Origin of the sequence: Mesorhizobium sp. M0047 (genome assembly GCF_040323315.1) — a bacterium.
Taxonomy (GTDB): domain Bacteria; phylum Pseudomonadota; class Alphaproteobacteria; order Rhizobiales; family Rhizobiaceae; genus Mesorhizobium.
Map to the genome: position 1 here is coordinate 54,435 of NZ_JAMYUW010000017.1, position 19,054 is coordinate 73,488.

Below are 19,054 nucleotides of genomic sequence, written 5' to 3' on the forward strand. Positions count from 1 at the left end.
AACAAGATTGCGAGTAGATTTTGCCGGTTTTCGCTTAAAAAGTTATGAACAGACGTCAATATTAGCATCGACTGTTGGGAATCGAAGTAAGTTCTCGGCCACCTCTATCAATTATCCACGGCTTGCAGCGAAATATGCCGTTCTCTCGGGACCGCGCCTGGCCGCCTACCGCCGTCCCAGCAAGCTCTTCATGCGGTTGCGCAGCAGGCGGGCCATGTTGCGGGTCTCGCGGTAGAGGTGCAGTTGCGAGGCGGCCTGGCGGGTGAGGCGGTCGGCGTCCGGCGTCAGGCCGATGACCAGCGTGCCCATCGGCTTGCGCTCGGCCCACAGCCGGCTCATCACCGGATGGTCGGGCACGGAGCAGGAATCGGTCATCATGATGTTGGGATCGTCGAGATGCTGCCTGGTCACCTCGATCGTCAGCAGCGTGCCCGGCGAATAGGCGGCCAGCGTCTCGTCATAGGCCGTTTTCCAGGTGTAGGCGACGCCGGTTTCGACGAAGACGATCAGGCAGGCGATGGTGCGGCCGTCGAGCGTCAGCGAATGGATGCGGCACATGTCCTGCTCGGCCAGCCGGTGCACCGCCTCGCGGGCGAAGGCGGCGCGGTAGCGGTCGATCGCCATGGCGGTGCGTTCGCGGCCCTTCCAGCCGGCCGCCTCCAGCGTCAGGAAGCTTTCGATGGCGTGGCGGATATCTTCGGGCCCGCGCGCCACGACATGCTCCAGCCTGCCGAGGTCGCCAAGCCGCCGCTTCAGCCGGCGGAACTCGCGATAATGGTGCGGGCGCAGCGAGGCCTTGAGGTAATCGTCGCCGTCGGCTTCGCTCTCCAGCGCCGGGCGCTGCGTCTGGCCGGTGGTGACCAGCATCAGGCCGCGCGTCTCGGCCACGGTGGCAATCAGGCTCGCCGCCGGGCCGTCGAGCCGGATGTCGGGCAGGACGAACACTTTCGGCAGCTTGAGGTGCGGGCGCGACAGCATCGAGAAGAAATCCTCGACGACGCCGACCGGATCGTCACGGTCGACCAGCGGCGTGCCGAGCGGACCGAACGGGCTCGACCATGTGCGCATGACCGGCACGCCGAGCGGCATGGCCGGCCGCTCCACCGAGAACGGCACCAGGAGGCGCAGCCGGTTGCGGTATTCATCGCCGTCGCGGATGACCGCCAGCCGCACCTCGCGATCCTCCAGCCGCGGCATTGCGGGTGCCAGGAAGCGCGGGTTGAAGAAGACGTTGGGCTCGACCGTGCGGGCGCAGAGATAATCCAGTTCCTCGACCAGGTCGAAGCCGGCCGATGCCGGATAGATGGCGAGTTTGCGCTCGGGCCGGTTGTTGGCGAGGATCTCGATATGGGCAGGGTCGGGGTCGCGGGCCAGTCCGGCAAGGCCCGACACCATGGCGCCGGCGGTGCCGCCGCTGGTTTCCTCAAGCAACGGGATGGCGGCCATCACGCGGCTCCTTTCGCAGGCACGAAGATGAGCATGACGATGCCGAGCTTGCGCCACACCGTGAAGGACAGCGCGCTGGCTTCGAAAATCATGGCAAAGGCGGTGGCCATGGCCGCGCCCCACAGGCCGAACATCGGGATCAGCACCACGTTGAGGGCGATGTTGAAGGCCAGCGTCATGGCATAGACGGCGGCGCAGATGTTCTGGTTGCCGCTCATCGTCAGCAGGCTTTCGCAAGGGCCGACGGCGGCGCGGGCCACGACGCCGAAGACGAGCAGGAACAGCAAGGGATAGCCGCTGCCGAATTCAGGGCCGAACAGCACCAGCATCGGTTCGCCGAGCGCCAGCACCAGCAGCGCCATCAACAGCGATGGCCAGAACGTCCACGATACCGTCTCGCGGGCAAAGGCGGCGAGCCTCTGCGGGTCGCCATGGGTGAACTGCGCATAGCGCTGGGCAACGCCGGCCTTGACGGCAAAATAGACGAAATGCACCAGCGCCAGCGTCTTCACCGTGGCGAAATAGACGGCGACGTCGTTGGGATCCATATAGGCGCCGACCATCAGCACGTCGGCATTGGTGAGCAGGAAGAAGAAGCTCTCGACCAGGAAGATCGGCAGCGAGACGACGAACCATTGCGCGAAATGCACCTTCATCGGCCCGGCCGGGATCTGCCTTTCCATGCGCTGGGTGACGCCGATGAGCTGGCCGAGCGTGGTGGCATAGGTGGCGGCGATCGAGGCGAAGATCGCCGTCCTGGCGTCGGGAGCGTAGCCCGCTACAAGCATCAGCGCCATGAACAGCAGGATCAGGACGGGTCGCACCAGATAGGTCGGCGACAGGGCAAACAGCGCCCAGCTGTTGGCGCGTGCCAGTCCCGACAGCAGGTCGGACATGGCGATCATCGGCAGGCAGATGACGCCGAGGATGAACGGTATCACATAGTAGTTTTCGATCCAGGGTGCCGCCAGCCAGACGCCGAGCGCGCCGAGCCCGGCGATGAGCGTGGAGGCGATCAGCACGAACAGGCGGCTGGCCAGCACGATGCCGCGCAGTTCGTCCATCAGGCCGCGCTCGCGGTATTCGGGAATGAAGCGGATGACCGAGGTGTGGAAGCCGAGGCAGGCGAGGTTGCCGACGATCACCATCGTCACCCAGACGAGGACGAAGATGCCGTATTCGAACGAGCCCATCCAGCGCGCCATCAGCACCTGGCTGATGAAGGCGATGACGGCGCTGACGATGCGGATGGAGAAGGCGATGACCGACATGCGGCCGGCCTCGCCGCGCTCGTCGGCGGTGAACAGCACGGCATCGATGCGGCCAAGCAGCGGCCTCATGCGCAGCGCCCAACGCTGCGGCAAGAACCGCCCGGCAGTCGTGGCCGCGGAAAAGCGCACCCCGATTTCTCTCCGTTTTCCGCTTCTTTTTCAGGGCTGGGTGTAGCGGAGACACATTAAGAAACGGTTGGGTGGGGGTGGGGCGGCGGATGCGAACGCTGGGGAGTTGCCGGAGGCAACGGGCCCCTGCTGGCCGAGAGTTGCCCCTGTTGTCCTCTCTACCCGATACGAGCACGCCGTCAATACGCTGGTTGCGAAGCGCGCGGAGATATCCGGCGCGGTCTTGTTCAACGGTGCCACCCTGGCTCGCCAGCTTCACCACATAGGCGCGGTGCTGTTGATCCTTGGCCATAGGGCGACCCGTCGCAGATCACACCATTGCGGCGCCACCCAACTGTTTCCGAAAGGGCGAGATTACAGGCGGATCCTGAAGCAAGAGGCGGAAGGCAGCACGTCAAACAAAGAGACGGCCCAGCGCATCGTACAGGCCAAGGGTTGGAACTCGTCTCTTGTCGAGCCGATTAGTCAATTCCGTGAAGGTCTGGCGGAAGCGGAAGGCCAAAGGCAGAGGAGAGTATTAGGGGCGCGAAGAAATGGCGGCGGCACACTTAAGGCCTCTGGCGCTAGGCAGGCATCTTTGGCGCTATGGGCGGGGGCGTAGCCTCAGCGTCTTCGATTGTGGCCCTTGCAAAACTACCAATGTGACCCTCCAACTCGACTATGTATTGAGCTTGCTCTTGGGTATCAGGTAGGAGACTGGCCACCCATGCGCCGTTTACCTGAGACAATACAGAGAGCTTGATGGGAGCACCAACCCCACCAGGTGCTAGCTTAATCGCGTGGTCAAGAGCCCAGTAAACTCCGAACTTGCCTTGCTCGACTGTAGGAGGGGCGTCTTTCCAGAGAACGCGGCTAATAAATGCCAAGAATGGGTCTGCAAGCATCTGTCCTGACCCCATTGAAACAAAAAACAGCGCATCTTTTTTTATCTCAGGCTGAAAATCTTGGGTACCATATTCGATTAAGCGCGGTTCACCTTGAATAAAGGCAGCCAGCAATGCGCCAAACCCCAATCCTCGAGAGCTCTGTTGAACCATGCTACCGGCGCAATCGGTCAAGAATCGCTTTGAAATGTTAGTCGTACATTCGTTTATCTTTAAGTTCTTGAATACATCACCTTTAATAGCCTGCTCAACGTGAAAATTTAAGCGTTGAGAGAAGCCTATCGCTCCAGTTGCGGCTACAATAACCTGATCGGATAATATCTGAATTTTGCCATTTGTTTGCAATTGAACGAGGGGATTCATTCCAATGGCTGATGTAGCTATGCTATCCGCGCCGATCACCACGCCGTCAGAACAAAGAACGCCCACCAAAACGGTCATACTAGTCTCTAAATATGCTATTTACTTTGGTATCAGGATAAGCATTATAAATTGACTTAACAAGGCTACCGAAAGACTGCGAGCGAACCCACGTGGCAACCTGCTGAATGTAGTCACGAATTGGTGGCTCTAGTAGCTGCAAGAGTTCTTGACCTCTTGCTTGCCCGGTGCCTGAAACCGAATAATTGCTCCAGCGCCCAGAACCAGAGGGAGTGATGATTGCGAACCCGGAACTGCTTAAAGCGTTAGCTTCGTTGTACACTGCGGTATCGAATGGGCCATAGTCATAGGGCACAAAATTAAACCCAGGACCTTCACTCACGGTTGCTGGGATATTTCTGGAAACCAGAAACATTGCTTTTTGAATTTGAACAGGCGTGAATGGCTGCCCATTGGCGCTCGCCAACATCATAAGCAGCAAGTCTTGTCTGGTCATAGCATTCTCCACCCCTGCCCCAAGGGATACTAAGCATCTAACGAATCATATCACGTTAACGTGGACAGTGAAAACCTAGCCGAATGAGACCCATGCTGAGGATTGGGACGCCCAGAGCATTAACTCGGCCGCCATCAAAACTATCGCGGCCAACGCCGTACGCGCCCACACGGCGCGCCGCTAGCTCACGGTCCCCTCCCGTCGTCGGGGTTTGGTGCATAAGACCGGGCTTTTGCGTCGTGCAGGTCGCTGGCGATATCGAAGAGAATAAGAATATATGTCCGTAGGCGACACCACTCAGCGGACCAAGCGCCCCCCTCTGGCCTGCCGGCCATCTCCCCCTCAGGTGGGGAGATTGGCTAATCGCTGACGTCCGCGCCGCCCCTCATCCGCCCTTCGGGCACCTTCTCCCCGTATAGTGACGGGGAGAAGGAATAGCGCCCCTTACGCGAACGCCCCATGGCAATGCTTGTACTTCTTCCCCGAGCCGCAGGGGCAGGCTTCGTTGCGGCCGACCTTGCCCCAGGTGGCAGGGTTGTTGGGGTCGCGGTCTTCGGGGGCGACGATGGCGGTTGTCTCCGGGCGGATCAGCAGCGCCGTCTCGCCGCCTTCGAAGTCATTCTCGCCGGTGGTGCCGTCGATATGCGTGCCGAACATGTCGGGGGCTTCGGGCGGCGGTGCTTCGGCGGCCTGGCGGACCAGTTCGACGCGCATCAGCTGCGCGGTGACGGCCTGGCGCAGATTGCCCAGCATCGCCTGGAACAGCTCGAACGCCTCGCTCTTGTACTCCTGCAGCGGATCGCGCTGGGCGTAGCCGCGGAAGCCGACGACCGAACGCAGATGGTCGAGATTGACGATGTGCTCGCGCCACAGATGGTCGAGCGTCTGCAGCACCACCGAACGTTCGACATAGTTCATCACCTCGGGGCCGAAGCGCTCGGCGCGCTCCCTGGCGGCGGCGTCGGCGGCCTGCGCGATGCGCTCGCGGATGTCGTCCTCGGCGATGCCCTCTTCCTTGACCCACTCTTCGATCGGCAGGTCGAGGTTGAGGAATTCGGCGGCCTCGGCCTTCAGGCCGGCGACATCCCACTGTTCGGCATAGGCGTTTTCGGGAATGGCCTTGGCGACGATCTCGTCGATGACGCCCTCGCGCATCTCGGCGATGGTTTCGGAGAGACCTTCGCCGTCCATCAGCTCGATGCGCTGCTCGAACACCACCTTGCGCTGGTCGTTGGAGACGTCGTCATATTTCAGCAGATTCTTGCGGATGTCGAAGTTGCGCGCCTCGACCTTCTTCTGCGCCTTTTCCAGCGCCTTGTTGATCCACGGATGGATGATCGCCTCGTCTTCCTTGAGGCCGAGCTTCTGCAGCATGCCGTCCATGCGCTCGGAGCCGAAGATGCGCATCAGGTCGTCCTGCAGCGACAGGAAGAATTTCGAGCGGCCGGGGTCGCCCTGGCGACCGGAGCGGCCGCGCAGCTGGTTGTCGATGCGGCGCGATTCGTGGCGCTCGGTGGCGAGCACGTAGAGACCGCCGGCGGCCAGCGCCTTTTCCTTCAGGCGCTCGACGTCGGCCTGGATTTCCTTTTCGCGTGCTTCGCGCTCCGGACCGGCCGGCATGTCGCCGAGTTCCTCTTCGATGCGCATCTCGGCGTTGCCGCCAAGCTTGATGTCGGTGCCGCGGCCGGCCATGTTGGTGGCAATGGTGATGGCGCCCGGCTTGCCGGCCTGTGCGACGATCGCGGCCTCGCGCTCGTGATGGCGGGCGTTGAGCACCTCGAAACCGGTGAAGCCTTCCTTGCGCAGGCGCTCGGCCAGCTGCTCGGACTTTTCAATGGACGTGGTGCCGACCAGCGTCGGCTGGCCCTTGGCGCTGGCTTCGCGGATCTCCCTGACGATCGCCTTGTATTTCTCCTCGACCGTCCGGTAGACCTCGTCGTCCTCATCGATGCGGATGACCGGAAGATTGGTCGGGATCTCGGTGACGTCGAGATTGTAGATGTTGCCGAATTCCTCGGCCTCGGTCAGCGCCGTGCCGGTCATGCCGGAGAGCTTCTTGTAGAGGCGGAAATAGTTCTGGAAGGTGACGGAGGCGAGCGTCTGGTTCTCGGGCTGGATCGCCACATGCTCCTTGGCTTCGAGCGCCTGGTGCAGGCCCTCCGAATAGCGGCGGCCCGGCATCATGCGGCCGGTGAATTCGTCGATGATGACGATTTCGCCGTTGCGCACGATATAGTCCTTGTCCTTCTGGAACAGCCGGTGCGCCTTCAGCGCGTTGTTGACGTGGTGGACGATGGCGACGTTCTCGACGTCGTAGAGCGACTCGCCCTTGAGCAGGTCGGCGTCGCGCAAAAGGTTTTCGAGCTTTTCGGTGCCTTCCTCGGTGAAGATCGAGGTCTTCTGTTTCTCGTCGATCTCATAATCCTGCGGCTGCAGCTGGATGATGAAGGTGTCGATGGTGTTGTACATTTCCGAACGGTCCTCGAGCGGACCGGAAATGATCAGCGGCGTGCGCGCCTCGTCGACCAGGATGGAATCGACCTCGTCGACGATCGCGTAATTGTGACCGCGCTGCACCATCTGGGCGCGCTCGTATTTCATGTTGTCGCGCAGGTAGTCGAAGCCGAGCTCGTTGTTGGTGGCGTAGGTGACGTCGGACGCATAGGCGACGCGGCGTTCCTCGTCGGACAGGCCGTGAACGATGACGCCGACCGAGAGGCCGAGGAATTTGTAGACGCGGCCCATCCATTCGGAGTCGCGGGTGGCGAGATAATCGTTGACGGTGACGACATGGACGCCGTTGCCGGCGAGCGCGTTGAGGTAGACCGGCAGCGTCGCCACCAGGGTCTTGCCCTCGCCGGTGCGCATCTCGGCAATGCCGCCATTGTGCAGCACCATGCCGCCGATCAGCTGGACATCGAAGGGGCGCATGCCGAGCACGCGGCGCGCCGCCTCGCGCGCAGTGGCAAAGGCGGGCACCAGAAGGTCATCGAGCGTGGCGCCGTTGGCGATGTCCTGGCGGAATTTCGCGGTGCGGCCGACCAGCTCCTCGTCGGAGAGCGCCCGCATCTCGTTTTCCATGGCGTTGATCGCCTCGACACGGGGCCGGGTCGATTTGACCCGACGGTCGTTGGAGGAACCGAAAACCTTACGGGCGAGACCGCCGAGACTGACCATCCAATGGTCCTTTCGATAGAATTCTCAAACATGAGATGAGCGCCGGCCGGCCCCATCAACTCCACGTGAACGTGGACAAACGCAAAAAGCGCCCGGAAAACGGTTCTGGACGCAAAGTCGTTGGACAGATAAGAGGGGGCTCAACTGATGTCAACGCCGCGCTGGGCCTGCCGGGCGCGCCAAATTCCGCCACAATCTGGCTGATCTGGAAGCCACCCGTCCTTACAATCCCCACCGGAGTCGTCTTATGTCCTTGTTGTTCCGCCGTGCGTCGCTTGCCAGCCTTGGCTTGGCCTTCGGCTTGTCGGCCCTTTCGCTGTCGCCGCTGATGGCGCAGCAAACCGCTCCCGCTCCGGCGGATGCAACTGCGCCGGCCGCGGCACCGGTCGATCCGAATACGATTATCGCCACGGTCAACGGCCAGCCCTTGACCGAGGCCGACCTGGTGCTTGCCGAAGGCGAGCTGTCGCAGCAGTTTGCCCAGCTGCCGCCCGAGCAGCGCCGCGCCGCCGCTCTTTCGGCCGCCATCGAAATCCGCGTCATGGCCGCCCAGGCGGTCACGACTGGGCTCGACAAGGATCCCGACTTCCAGCGCCGCATGGCCTTCCTGCAGCAGCGTGCGCTGCATGGCGAGATGGTCGAGAAGGGCGTCGTCAACAAGGTCACCGACGCCGAGGTTCGCGCCCGCTACGACCAGGAAATCGCCAACACGCCGCCCACCAACGAGGTGCATGCCCGCCACATCCTCGTCAAGACCAAGGAAGAGGCCGAGGCCATCATCAAGCAGCTCGACGGCGGCGCCGATTTCCAGAAGCTCGCCAACGAGCACACCAGCGATCCTTCAGGCAAGACCAGCGGCGGCGATCTCGGCTGGTTCGGACCCGGCCAGATGGTGCCGGAGTTCGACAAGGCGGCCTTCGCGCTCGAGGTCGGCAAATACACCAAGCAGCCGGTGCAGTCGCAGTTCGGCTGGCATGTCATCAAGCTCGAGGACAAGCGCACCAAGCAGCCGCCGGCCTTCGACGACGTCAAGGACCAGGCCAAGCAGGCGGTCATCCGCGACAAATATTTCGCGCTGGTCAAGTCGCTGCGCGCCGGCGCCAAGGTCGAGATCCCCGACGCGAAACTGAAGCAGGCGGTCGATACGCTGGAAAGCGCCAAGTAAGCCTGCAGGAAGTTTTTTGAAAAGGGCGCGGCAGCCAAGGGTTGCCGCGCCCTTTTTACCTTCCGGGCGCCGCTATGCCTCGCATGATGTAACCGACTGCCTTGCGTATGGTCGCCTCGTCCTCGTCGAGCCGGTTGGTCAGCAGATGCTTCCAGGCGAAGGAGGCGATCAGGTCGGCGACAACAGCCGGATCGATCTCGGTCGGGATTTCGCCCCTTGCCTTGGCGCGTTCGACGATCTGGCCGGTATGGGACCGTCGGCCCCGCGCATAGTCGTTCAGCGCAGCCGCCGCCATATCGTCCGACTGAGCCTCGGCGATCAGCGACCTGAACACGCTGCCCGACGATGTCTCGCGCCAGTGGGCGAACAGGTTGTTCACGAAGCCTACGAGATCCTCCTCCAGCCGCCCGGTATCGGGAACATCGACGCGTTTCTGGCGCTGGTAGACTTCGAGCAGCAATGCCGCCTTGCTCGGCCACCAGCGATAGATGGTGGGTTTGCCGGCGCGGGCCCGCCGCGCCACCGCCTCGATCGAGAAACCGGCATAGCCGGCCTCGACCAGCACGGCCTCGGCGGCGTCGAGAATGGCATCGGCGCTGTCGGGGTTGCGCCGCGCACCGATCGATCTGCGCGCCGGATCGGCATCCTCGGCCATTTCTGTCGTCCTCGCCACCAAGTTTGCCGGCAGCATAGGTGACCCGGCCCTCAAACGAAACGCCGCGTTTTCAAACTGATGGTCGCGGTAGGCAATGAACCCGCGATAACTTTGTCCCTTGGAGCCCTTACGTGTTGGGTGGAGAAACCCCTAACGCAAAAAACCCGCCTGTGCGGCGGGTCACTGGCGCAAATCAGCACCATGGCTGAATATCTAGCATAGCTGCCCTCATAGGTCAAGGAAAAAATTCCTATCGGCATGATGGGGAGAACTCGCCGATGCTGCGTTGGAGTTCGCGCCTGCCGAGGTCATTGCCCTCGATGACCTCATGGCGCCATAGCTCCCGGCGACGCCAACAGATTTGAAATGCACGCTTAATCCTGGGTTGGCCCGTCCTGCAAAGCGACGACAACGCCCTTGCGCCAGCGCGGCGTATCGGGCAAACCGGCCTTCCCTTGCGATTTTCCCGCCCGAGGCCGCCATGTCCACGACGATTTCGCCGCTTGCGCCGAAGAAATACCCCAAGATGCCGGCCATTGAGGGGGTGCGCATCGCCACCGCCGAGGCGGGGATAAAGTACAAGAACCGCACCGATCTGCTGACCATGGTTTTCGATGAAGGCACCGCGGTCGCCGGCGTGTTCACGAAGTCGAAATGCCCCTCGGCGCCGGTCGATTTCTGCCGGCAGAATCTCAGCGCCGGTAAGGCGCGGGTGCTGGTCGTCAATTCCGGCAACGCCAACGCCTTCACCGGCAAGAAAGGCCGCGAATCGACGGCATTGACGGGCGAGGCGGCGGCCAAGGCGGCCGGCTGCAAGGCAAGCGAGGTTTTCCTGGCGTCGACCGGCGTCATCGGGGAGCCGCTCGACACCAGCAAATTCAGCCATCTGCTGGCGGGGCTGGTCAGCAACGGCAAGCCCGACCTGTGGACCGAAGCGGCCAAGGCGATCATGACCACGGATACCTATCCGAAAGTGGCGACCGCGACTGTCAAGCTCGGCGACACCAGCGTCACCATCAACGGCATCTCCAAGGGCGCCGGCATGATCGCGCCCGACATGGCAACGATGCTCTCCTTCGTCGCCACCGACGCGCCGATCGCCGCCCCTGTTTTGCAGGACCTGTTGTCGCGCGGCACGGCGAAGACCTTCAATGCGGTCACCGTCGACAGCGACACCTCGACCAGCGACACGTTGCTGATCTTCGCCACCGGCAAGGCTGCCAAGCGCGGCGCGCCCGACATAACCGACCCCAAGGATGCCCGCCTCGGAGCGTTCCGCCGGGCGCTCGGCAAGGTGCTGAAATCGCTGGCGCTGCAAGTGGTGCGCGACGGCGAGGGCGCACGCAAGCAGGTCGAAGTCACCGTCACCGGCGCCAAATCGGCGCGCTCGGCCAAGCGCATCGCGCTGTCGATCGCCAATTCGCCGCTGGTCAAGACGGCGGTCGCCGGCGAGGACGCCAATTGGGGCCGCGTCGTCATGGCCGTCGGCAAGGCCGGCGAGCCCGCCGATCGCGACCGGCTGTCGATCTGGTTCGGCGACAACAGGCTGGCGTATGAAGGCGAGCGCGATCCCGCCTATTCCGAGCAGGCGACGTCAGCCTACATGAAGCGCGACGATATCCGCATCCGCGCCGATATCGGCATCGGCCGCGGCAAGGCGACGGTGTGGACCTGCGATCTCACCAAGGAATATGTCGCCATCAATGGCGACTATCGGAGCTGATGGTCTTGGGGTCCAGGCATCCGGCAAGCATGCTCGCGATCGTGCGCCGCTACGAGGCGGCCGGCTTTCGCGCCTGGCCTGCAGCGGCCGTCCACTATGACGGCACCTGGGTGGTGCGGCTGACCGCCGGCCATCCGGCCAAGCGGCTGAACTCGGTCAACCCGCTCGATCCCGGCGACACCCAGCACATTGCCGACCGTATCGGCCGGGCCAGCCGCCGTTTCGATGCCTATGGCAGGCCTCTGACGTTTCGCATGTCGCCGCTGTCGGGTTCCGAGCTCGCCATTCATCTTGACAAGGAAGGCTGGAGCCGGTTCGACGAGTCGCTGGTGATGCGGCTGCCGCTGGCCGACGCGCAACTCGACGCCGCTATGGACCAGATTCCGCTGAAGGACATCAGCCGCTTCATCGGCGCCTCGATCAAGGTCAGCGGTTCGGAAGTTTCGCTGCGGCCTGGGCTGTCGGAGATCATCGGCGCCATCCAGCCCGAGGCCGGCCTGTTCGCGCTCGAAGATGGAATCGAGCCGCTGGCAACGCTTATCTGCGTGCATGACGGCGATCTGGCCGGCCTGTTCGAGGTCGCCACCGACAAATCGGCGCGCAACAAGGGCCACGGCCGCAACCTGATCCTGTCGGCGCTGAAATGGGCGCGGTTGCGAGGCGCACGGGAAGCCTGGCTGCAGGTCGAGGCCGGCAATGTGCCGGCGCTGGCGCTCTACCATTCGCTCGGCTTCGACGAAGTCTACCGCTACCATTACCGCCGGCCGCCCGGTCATGGGTGAAGTTGACCATGAGTGAAGTTGGCCATGAGTGATGTGATGATCGCCGGCAAGCGCATGCTCCTGGTCGCTGCCTGCGCGCTGGTCGATGCCGACGGCCGGGTGCTTTTGGCGCAGCGGCCAGAGGGCAAGCAACTTGCCGGGCTGTGGGAATTTCCCGGTGGCAAGGTCGAGCCCGGCGAGACGCCCGAACAATGCATCATTCGCGAACTGCACGAGGAAATCGGCGTCGAAACCGACATTCCGTGCCTGGCGCCGCTCACCTTCGCCAGCCATTCCTACGACGATTTCCACCTGTTGATGCCGCTTTTCATCTGCCGCCGCTTTCGCGGCATTGCCCAGCCGAGGGAAGGGCAGGCGCTGAAATGGGTGCGGCCGAAGCAGATGCGAGACTACCCGATGCCGCCGGCCGATGCGCCTCTGATCCCGTTCCTCATCGACCTTCTTTGAGCGCGCTCCCGTCCGATTGCCGATCGAGCCCTCGTATCAGCCAGCGTTAATGGAAGATTTATCTCATCGTGAAAAATTGAAGCATGGCCGTTTCACGGTCGCGCCGCCGATTTGCTGGGGAGCGATAGCATGAGCCTAGACAGGGATTGGGACTCGATCCGGCCAGAGCGCGGCTTTCGCGCCGCCGATGCGGGCATGGGGATATTGCGCATCACGCTGCTGTTCGGTTCGGCTGCGGTGGCGCTGGCGCTGATCGCGACTTCTTTCCTCGACAACCAGACACGCCCGCTGTCTGCCCGCGACGGTCTTGCCGGGCTCGACATGACGGCCACCGGCTCACTGAGTCATCGCGAAACCTATACGCTGCGCCGCAGTGTGCTGCAGCCGCAGCCCGGTTCGGTCTGCATCATCAGGTCCAATGGCAGAAGCAGCGGCGATTGCTGACATGGTTAAGACTTTTCGCGAACGCGGCTGTTTCACGGCCTGTTAAGCCTTTGCCGTTAACCTTTCTTAACAGATCGCCGGTAAGGTCCGGGCCAGAGGGGTTCAGGCCATGAAAGCAGTGCTGCTGCGTTTTCTGAAAGACGAGACGGGCGCCACGGCCGTCGAATATGGCGTGATCATCGCGGTGCTGTCGCTGGCCATCGTCGGCGGCATCGGTCAGGTCCGCGACGGGATCATCTGGCTGTTCAGCGACAACAGCAGCAGGCTTGCGAACGCTTTCGCACCCACACCCTGATCCAATTCTTCCGCGATTGCGGGCAGGATCATTGCCCGTCTGGCGCCTCCAGGATCGCCTTCAGCGAAACCTTGGCCGAACCCGGCTTCAGCGGTTTTTGCTGCGATGCGTCGGGCGCCCAGCCGGACATCCAGACAATCGAGAAACTTGCCCTCACGCGGCCGTCAGGGTCGGAGAACCGCTCTGCGTAGATTTCCGCCGCGCGGGCAAACAGCGTGCGCGAGCCCGGCCTCCGGCTGCGATCGGTGAGCGCATTGGTCTCGCCCATGGCCCGCAAATCCGCCATCAGGTTAAACAGGCTGGCATAGCGCACCGTCACCGTCTCGACGTCGGCGACCGGCAGAGCGAGACCGGCGCGCTGCAGAAGCGCACCGGCCTCGCGCACGTCGGTGAACGGGATCACACGCGGGCTGGCGCCGCCATAAAGCTCGGTCTCCGCCGCAAGCAGGCTTTCGCGCAACTCGAAAAGCGTGCCGGCGCCGGCAAAGGCGCCGAGGAAAAGCCCGTCCGGCCGCAATGCGCGGCGGATCTGGATCAGCATGCCGGGAATGTCGTTCATCGCCTGCAGCGACAGAAGCGAGACCGCCAGATCGAGGCTCTCCGCCTCGAACGGCACGGTTTCGAGCGGTGCGATCATGCCGGCGCCGCCATCGTTCAGGAACGCCCTATCCGTCTCGACGCGGACAATGTCGGCGACCTTGCCGCTTTCGGCGAGCATTTCGGTTGCAGCCGGTGTCTGGCAGAACAGCACGGCGGCCTTGCCGAACCGGCGCTCGACGGCACCAAGGCGGTCGGCAAGGTCCTCTGCGGTGCGGCGCATGAGGAAGTCCGCGCCGTCGACCGGATGGGCAAGCGCGCGCCGCTTGTGCGCCAGCCACAGAGAGGTATCGATTATCGGCTGCAACGGGCAGATCCTTGTTTGTCCACGCCTATAGATCGTTGATATAGTGATCGCAGGACCAACCACGTGGCCGATCCGATGCCCAAGATCAAGTCCGTCGAGATCCGCAGCTTCGCCCGATCGGCTCTCGGCTGGCCTGCGCGCATCCTGTTTCCGCCGGTCTGCGCCGGTTGCCGGCGGCATGTCTCGCAGCCCGGCGTGCTGTGCGGCGCCTGCTGGCCGAAGCTCAGGCTGCTGGAACGGCCATGGTGCCCGGTGATGGGCACCCCGTTCACCCACCATATGGGCGAGGGCTTTCTGTCCGCCGAGGCCATTGCCGATCCGCCGCCTTTCGAGCGGGCGCGGGCGGCTGTGGCCTATTCCGGCGTTGCCCGCCAGATGGTGCAGGGGCTGAAATACCAGGATCGTACCGATCTCGCGCCATGGATGGCGCGCTGGATGGTGCGCGCCGGTGCCGATCTCATCGCGCAGGCGGATGTGGTGGTGCCGGTACCGCTGCACTGGCGGCGCTTTTTCAGGCGACGGTTCAATCAGTCGGCGGAATTGGCGAGGGCGGTCTCGGCGCTCAGTCAATTGCCGTTCGCGCCCTCGGCGGTGCGGCGCGTAAAACTCACCCGGCAGCAGGTTGGGCTGGAGCGCAGCGAGCGCGAGGAGAATGTGCGGGCCGCCTTTCGCGTGCCCGCCGAGGCGGAAATCGAGATCGCCGGCCGCCGAGTGCTTTTGATCGACGATGTCTACACCACCGGCGCCACCGTGCGTTCCGCCACCAAGGCGCTCAAAAGGGGAGGTGCGGCCGCCGTCGACGTGCTGACCTTCGCGCGTGTGTTGCCGGGGGACTTCCGGGCAGACGAGTCCGTGACTATATAAGTCGGCAAGGAACAGCGGAAATTCGTCATGGCCGAAGTCACCATCTACACCCGCATGATGTGCGGCTATTGCACGGCAGCCAAGCGGCTGCTCGAACGCAAAGGCGTCGCCTTCACCGAGCACGATGCCTCCTTCTCGCCGGAACTGCGCCAGGAGATGATCTCCCGCGCCCGTGGCCGCTCGACTTTTCCGCAGATTTTTGTCGGCGACACGCATGTCGGCGGTTGCGACGACCTCCACGAGTTGGAAGCCGAAGGCCGGCTGGACAAACTGCTCGCCAACGGCGCGACGAATTGAGGAAGATTGCGATGGGTGTTTTCAAGGCGGCTGCGATCCAGATGCGTTCAGGCGAAAGCCCCGAGCGCAACGCGGTCGATCTTGAGCGGCTGGTGCGTGAGGCTGCTGGCCAAGGTGCGACTTACATCCAGACGCCGGAGATGACCGGCGCGCTGATCCGCGACAGGCAAGCCCGCGCCGCGTCCTTCATGTCGGAGGACAAGGATGTCGTCGTCGCGACCGCGCGCAGACTTGCCGAGGAGCTCGGTGTCTTCCTGCATATAGGCTCGACCGCCATCGCGCGCGCCGACGGCAAGCTCGCCAACCGGGCGCTGCTGTTTGGCCCGGATGGCGCCACGCTCGCCACCTACGACAAGATCCACATGTTCGACGTCGATCTCGACAATGGCGAGAGCTGGCGCGAATCCTCTGCCTATGAGCCGGGGACCGAGGCTGTCGTGGCCGAGATCGAGGGCGCGAAACTGGGCTTCGCGATCTGTTACGATTTGCGCTTCCCGCAATTGTTCCGCGCCGAGGCACTGGCTGGCGCCGACCTGCTTTCCGTACCTGCCGCCTTCACCCGCCAGACCGGCGAGGCGCACTGGCATGTGCTGCTCAGGGCACGCGCCATCGAGAACGGCGCCTATGTCGTCGCCGCCGCGCAAGGCGGCTTGCATGAAGACGGCCGCGAGACCTATGGCCATTCGCTGGTCGTCGATCCGTGGGGCCGTATCATCGCGGAAGCCGCACATGATGAGCCGGCGGTGATCGTCGCCGAAATCGACCCGGCGCAGTCGCTTGCCGCGCGCAAGAAGATCCCCAATTTGAAAAATGCGCGGGATTTTGCCGTCAACGGCTCGGGCGAGGTGCCGCGTCTCAGGGGTGCAGCCTCTTGATCCGTTTTTCCCTGATCTGCGAGCATGAGCACGAATTCGAAGGCTGGTTTCGCAGCAACGAAGACTTCGACACCCAGAAGAAGCGCGGCTTTGTCGATTGCCCGACCTGCGGTTCGCACAAGGTGCAGAAGGCGCTGATGGCGCCGGCCGTCTCCACGGCGCGCAAGCAGGAAACGATCGCGCTCGCCATGGGCGAGGCGCAGAAGCAGGCTTTGGCGCAGTTGAAGGCGATGGCCGAGAAGGTGCGCGAGAATGCCGACTATGTCGGCGACAAATTTGCCGAGGAAGCCCGAAAAATCCATTTCGGCGAAAGCGACCCGCGCGGCATCTATGGCGAGGCGACGCTGGACGAGGCCAAGAGCCTGGCCGAGGACGGCGTCGAGTTCATGCCGATTCCGGTGTTCCCGGACGACCGCAACTGAGCGGCTGGCCGACGCTGCCGATCAGCTTTTCAAGCAGCCGAGAGAGCGTTTCCTTTTCTGCCTGCGTCAGGCTCGCCAGAATCTTGTGCTCGTTGGCAACGTGGGCGGTAACTGCCTCGTCGATCAAAGCGAGACCCTTTTCAGTCAACCGCACGACAATGCCGCGCCGATCGTTGGGGTGTGGCCCGCGCAGGATCAATCCGGACGTTTCGAGCCGGTCGAGCCTGTTGGTCATGGCGCCGGACGTTACCATCGTTGCTTCATAGAGGGCGGTCGGCGTCAGCGCGTAAGGCGAGCCAGAACGGCGCAGCGTGGCCAGCACATCGAACTCCCCGGATTGCAATCCATAACGGGCAAACAATGGACCGAGGTGCTCGCGGGCGATCAGCGAGGCGGCCTCGTTCAGCCGCCCGAGCACTGCCATCGGCGAGACATCCAGATCGGGCCGCTCCCGCTTCCATTGCTCGATCGCCCTTGCTGCCCTGTCCAACTGTCTCACCATCATATATCTTGACGTTAAGAATCTTTCGATTATCTTACCTCAAGATGCAATGCCGGCCAAGGGCCGCTCGCAACAGGGTTCGATCATGAAATTTCTCTGGGATTCGGCGCTCGGACTGCTGGTCGTCACCGGCGGTTTGCTCGGCCTGACGCTGCCATTCGGCAAGCTCGCCACGGCGGCCGGCGTACCGGCCATGGTCTGGGCTTTCGTCATCTCGCTTGGCGCCGGCGGCGTGCTGTTGTGCGCCTTGCTGCTACGCGGCCAGCGCGTCCGGCTCACGGCGCACAAATTGCGCTATTTCTTCGTCACCGCGGCGGTGTCCTATGCCGTGCCCAATCTCCTGATGTTCTCGGCCATTCCGCATCTTGGCGCCGGCTACACCGGCATCATGTTCACCCTGTCGCCGGTCATCACGCTGGTGTTCTCGATCCTGCTGCGTGTCCGGCGCCCGAACATGCTGGGCATTGTCGGCATTGCCGTCGGCTTTGTCGGCGCCGTCATGGTGGCGGTGACGCGCGGCGAGGCCGGCCAACCGGCCGATCTGTTCTGGGTGGTGATGGGGCTGCTCATTCCGGTCAGCCTTGCCGCCGGCAACATCTACCGCACGGCCGACTGGCCCCAGGGCACCGGCCCCATCGAGCTTGCCGTCGGCAGCCACCTGGCATCGGCGGCGATACTGCTTGTCGGCATTCTGGCTCTGTTCGGCGTCAAGGCCTTCGCTCCCCTGAGCGGCGTGCCGATGGTGGTCGTCGCGCAGGCTGCGTCGGCGTCGGCGATGTTCGCCTTCTTCTTTAGGCTGCAGGCGGTAGGCGGTCCGGTCTACCTCAGCCAGATCGGCTACGTGGCGGCGGCCGTCGGCCTGTTTGCCGGCACGATCTTCCTCGGCGAGCAGTATCAGTTGCTGACCTGGGCGGGCGCGGTCATCATCACCGCCGGCGTTTTCATCACCACCAGTGCCCAAAATCAGATCAGCACGAAGGCGCAAAGCCAACCTGCGTGAGCGGCTTCGCCACCGGGTATCGGCCTCGCCGCCCAGGGCGATCTATTGGCGCGGTGGCTATCGGCCGCTCGATTCCGAACAGGGTCAGACCGAGCTTTTTTCCGCCAGCACCATGTAGTTGACGTCCATGTCCTTCGAGCGCGCCCAACGGTCGGCGAGCGGATTGTAGGTCACTCCGGTGCGGTCGATGACGGTGAGGCCAGCGCTGCCAAGTGCCTTCTCAAGCTCTTCCGGGCGCACCAGCTTGCCGAATTGGTGGGTGCCGCGCGGCAACCAGCGCAGCACGTATTCGGCGCCGATGATGGCCAGACCGAGCGCCTTCAGCGTGCGGTTGATGGTGGCCACGAACATGATGCCGCCCGGCCGGACCATCTCGCCGCATTTGGCGACAAACAGGTCGATGTCGGCGACATGCTCGACCACTTCCATGTTGAGGATGACGTCGAATTTCTCACCGGCGTCGGCAAGGTCTTCGGCCGTCGTGGCGCGATAGTCGACGCTGACATTGACCTCGGCCGCATGCAGCTTCGCCACTTCGATGTTTGTTTCGGAGGCATCCGCCCCAACGACTTCGGCGCCAAGCCGCGCCATCGGCTCGCATAACAGGCCGCCGCCGCAGCCGATGTCGAGGATGCGTAGACCCTCGAAAGGCCTCGCGGCGCGTGGATCACGGCCAAAGCGCGTCGCTATTTGGTCACGGATATAGGACAGCCGGACCGGATTGAATTTGTGCAGCGGACGGAACTTGCCGTTCGGGTTCCACCATTCGGCGGCAAGGGCGGAAAAGCGTTCCACCTCTCCGGCATCGATCGTCGATCGTCGGGGCTCTGGCATAGATTGGTCTCCTCGAACGCTAGGAAGTCGGGCGTGAGACCGCGAATGTCAAGGCAGCATT

At 63.2% G+C, this 19,054-nt stretch carries 20 protein-coding genes; 11 read left to right on the plus strand and 9 right to left on the minus strand.

The window, feature by feature from the left end:
• Positions 1-165 precede the first annotated feature (165 nt).
• From NKJ89_RS18035 to secA, 5 genes are all read right to left on the minus strand, one after another.
• The gene (locus tag NKJ89_RS18035) at positions 166-1,446 is read right to left on the minus strand and encodes a GNAT family N-acetyltransferase (protein WP_352604400.1); all 1,281 of its coding nucleotides are present in this window, start codon (positions 1,444-1,446) and stop codon (positions 166-168) included.
• Positions 1,446-2,846 (minus strand): lipopolysaccharide biosynthesis protein, encoded by a 1,401-nt coding sequence (locus tag NKJ89_RS18040; protein WP_352604402.1) that lies wholly within the window; start codon positions 2,844-2,846, stop codon positions 1,446-1,448. Before NKJ89_RS18040 ends, NKJ89_RS18035 begins: the two co-directional genes overlap by 1 nt.
• Positions 2,847-3,409: 563 nt before the next feature.
• On the minus strand, positions 3,410-4,171 hold the full coding sequence (locus tag NKJ89_RS18045; RefSeq protein WP_352604404.1) for an Ntn hydrolase family protein: 762 nt from the start codon (positions 4,169-4,171) through the stop codon (positions 3,410-3,412).
• Position 4,172: 1 nt separating this feature from the next.
• A complete protein-coding gene (locus NKJ89_RS18050) occupies positions 4,173-4,607 on the minus strand; it encodes a hypothetical protein (RefSeq protein ID WP_352604406.1) in 435 nt (144 codons plus the stop codon).
• A gap of 444 nt (positions 4,608-5,051) precedes the next feature.
• Complete coding sequence (secA, locus tag NKJ89_RS18055; RefSeq protein WP_352604408.1) at positions 5,052-7,784, minus strand: preprotein translocase subunit SecA; 2,733 nt, start codon at positions 7,782-7,784, stop codon at positions 5,052-5,054.
• Between the two features lie 247 nt (positions 7,785-8,031).
• Between secA and NKJ89_RS18060 the strand changes: the two genes are divergently transcribed.
• Positions 8,032-8,949, plus strand: coding sequence for a peptidylprolyl isomerase (locus tag NKJ89_RS18060; protein WP_352604410.1), 918 nt, complete (start codon positions 8,032-8,034; stop codon positions 8,947-8,949).
• Positions 8,950-9,004: 55 nt separating this feature from the next.
• Here NKJ89_RS18060 and NKJ89_RS18065 read toward each other — a convergent pair whose 3' ends face one another.
• Positions 9,005-9,604 carry a TetR/AcrR family transcriptional regulator gene (locus tag NKJ89_RS18065; protein ID WP_352604412.1) on the minus strand — a complete coding sequence of 200 codons (600 nt, stop codon included), beginning with the start codon at positions 9,602-9,604 and terminating at the stop codon, positions 9,005-9,007.
• Between the two features lie 481 nt (positions 9,605-10,085).
• Here NKJ89_RS18065 and argJ point away from each other — a divergent pair, with 481 nt between their 5' ends.
• The 5 genes from argJ (at position 10,086) to NKJ89_RS18090 (ending at position 13,295) form a co-directional block, all read left to right on the plus strand.
• Complete coding sequence (argJ, locus tag NKJ89_RS18070) at positions 10,086-11,327, plus strand: bifunctional glutamate N-acetyltransferase/amino-acid acetyltransferase ArgJ (protein WP_352604414.1); 1,242 nt, start codon at positions 10,086-10,088, stop codon at positions 11,325-11,327.
• A gap of 29 nt (positions 11,328-11,356) precedes the next feature.
• The gene (locus NKJ89_RS18075; RefSeq protein ID WP_352604416.1) at positions 11,357-12,109 is read left to right on the plus strand and encodes a GNAT family N-acetyltransferase; all 753 of its coding nucleotides are present in this window, start codon (positions 11,357-11,359) and stop codon (positions 12,107-12,109) included.
• Between the two features lie 24 nt (positions 12,110-12,133).
• Positions 12,134-12,556, plus strand: coding sequence for a (deoxy)nucleoside triphosphate pyrophosphohydrolase (locus tag NKJ89_RS18080; RefSeq protein ID WP_023757191.1), 423 nt, complete (start codon positions 12,134-12,136; stop codon positions 12,554-12,556).
• Between the two features lie 129 nt (positions 12,557-12,685).
• On the plus strand, positions 12,686-13,000 hold the full coding sequence (locus tag NKJ89_RS18085; RefSeq protein ID WP_023757190.1) for a hypothetical protein: 315 nt from the start codon (positions 12,686-12,688) through the stop codon (positions 12,998-13,000).
• 109 nt (positions 13,001-13,109) lie between these two features.
• Positions 13,110-13,295 (plus strand): Flp family type IVb pilin, encoded by a 186-nt coding sequence (locus NKJ89_RS18090; protein WP_023757189.1) that lies wholly within the window; start codon positions 13,110-13,112, stop codon positions 13,293-13,295.
• A 28-nt stretch (positions 13,296-13,323) separates the two neighbouring features.
• Here NKJ89_RS18090 and NKJ89_RS18095 read toward each other — a convergent pair whose 3' ends face one another.
• Positions 13,324-14,199 (minus strand): methyltransferase domain-containing protein, encoded by an 876-nt coding sequence (locus tag NKJ89_RS18095; RefSeq protein WP_352604418.1) that lies wholly within the window; start codon positions 14,197-14,199, stop codon positions 13,324-13,326.
• A gap of 63 nt (positions 14,200-14,262) precedes the next feature.
• On the opposite strand from NKJ89_RS18095, the gene NKJ89_RS18100 reads away from it, so the two are divergent.
• From NKJ89_RS18100 to NKJ89_RS18115, 4 genes are read left to right on the plus strand one after another with little or no spacing between them, the layout of a single operon-like run.
• Complete coding sequence (locus NKJ89_RS18100; RefSeq protein WP_352604420.1) at positions 14,263-15,063, plus strand: ComF family protein; 801 nt, start codon at positions 14,263-14,265, stop codon at positions 15,061-15,063.
• Positions 15,064-15,090: 27 nt separating this feature from the next.
• Positions 15,091-15,360, plus strand: coding sequence for a glutaredoxin 3 (gene grxC / locus NKJ89_RS18105; RefSeq protein WP_023757186.1), 270 nt, complete (start codon positions 15,091-15,093; stop codon positions 15,358-15,360).
• Between the two features lie 11 nt (positions 15,361-15,371).
• On the plus strand, positions 15,372-16,235 hold the full coding sequence (locus NKJ89_RS18110; protein WP_352604422.1) for a carbon-nitrogen hydrolase family protein: 864 nt from the start codon (positions 15,372-15,374) through the stop codon (positions 16,233-16,235).
• Positions 16,232-16,657, plus strand: a complete 426-nt coding sequence (locus NKJ89_RS18115) for a DUF1178 family protein (protein ID WP_023757184.1) — start codon at positions 16,232-16,234, stop codon at positions 16,655-16,657. Before NKJ89_RS18110 ends, NKJ89_RS18115 begins: the two co-directional genes overlap by 4 nt.
• Here the strand turns inward: NKJ89_RS18115 and NKJ89_RS18120 are convergent.
• Positions 16,620-17,147 (minus strand): MarR family winged helix-turn-helix transcriptional regulator, encoded by a 528-nt coding sequence (locus NKJ89_RS18120; protein WP_352604424.1) that lies wholly within the window; start codon positions 17,145-17,147, stop codon positions 16,620-16,622. The genes NKJ89_RS18115 and NKJ89_RS18120 overlap by 38 nt on opposite strands.
• Positions 17,148-17,244: 97 nt before the next feature.
• On the opposite strand from NKJ89_RS18120, the gene NKJ89_RS18125 reads away from it, so the two are divergent.
• The gene (locus NKJ89_RS18125) at positions 17,245-18,159 is read left to right on the plus strand and encodes a DMT family transporter (RefSeq protein ID WP_352604426.1); all 915 of its coding nucleotides are present in this window, start codon (positions 17,245-17,247) and stop codon (positions 18,157-18,159) included.
• Between the two features lie 84 nt (positions 18,160-18,243).
• Here NKJ89_RS18125 and ubiG read toward each other — a convergent pair whose 3' ends face one another.
• Positions 18,244-18,993 (minus strand): bifunctional 2-polyprenyl-6-hydroxyphenol methylase/3-demethylubiquinol 3-O-methyltransferase UbiG, encoded by a 750-nt coding sequence (gene ubiG / locus NKJ89_RS18130; RefSeq protein WP_023757181.1) that lies wholly within the window; start codon positions 18,991-18,993, stop codon positions 18,244-18,246.
• Between the last annotated feature and the right edge of the window lie 61 nt (positions 18,994-19,054).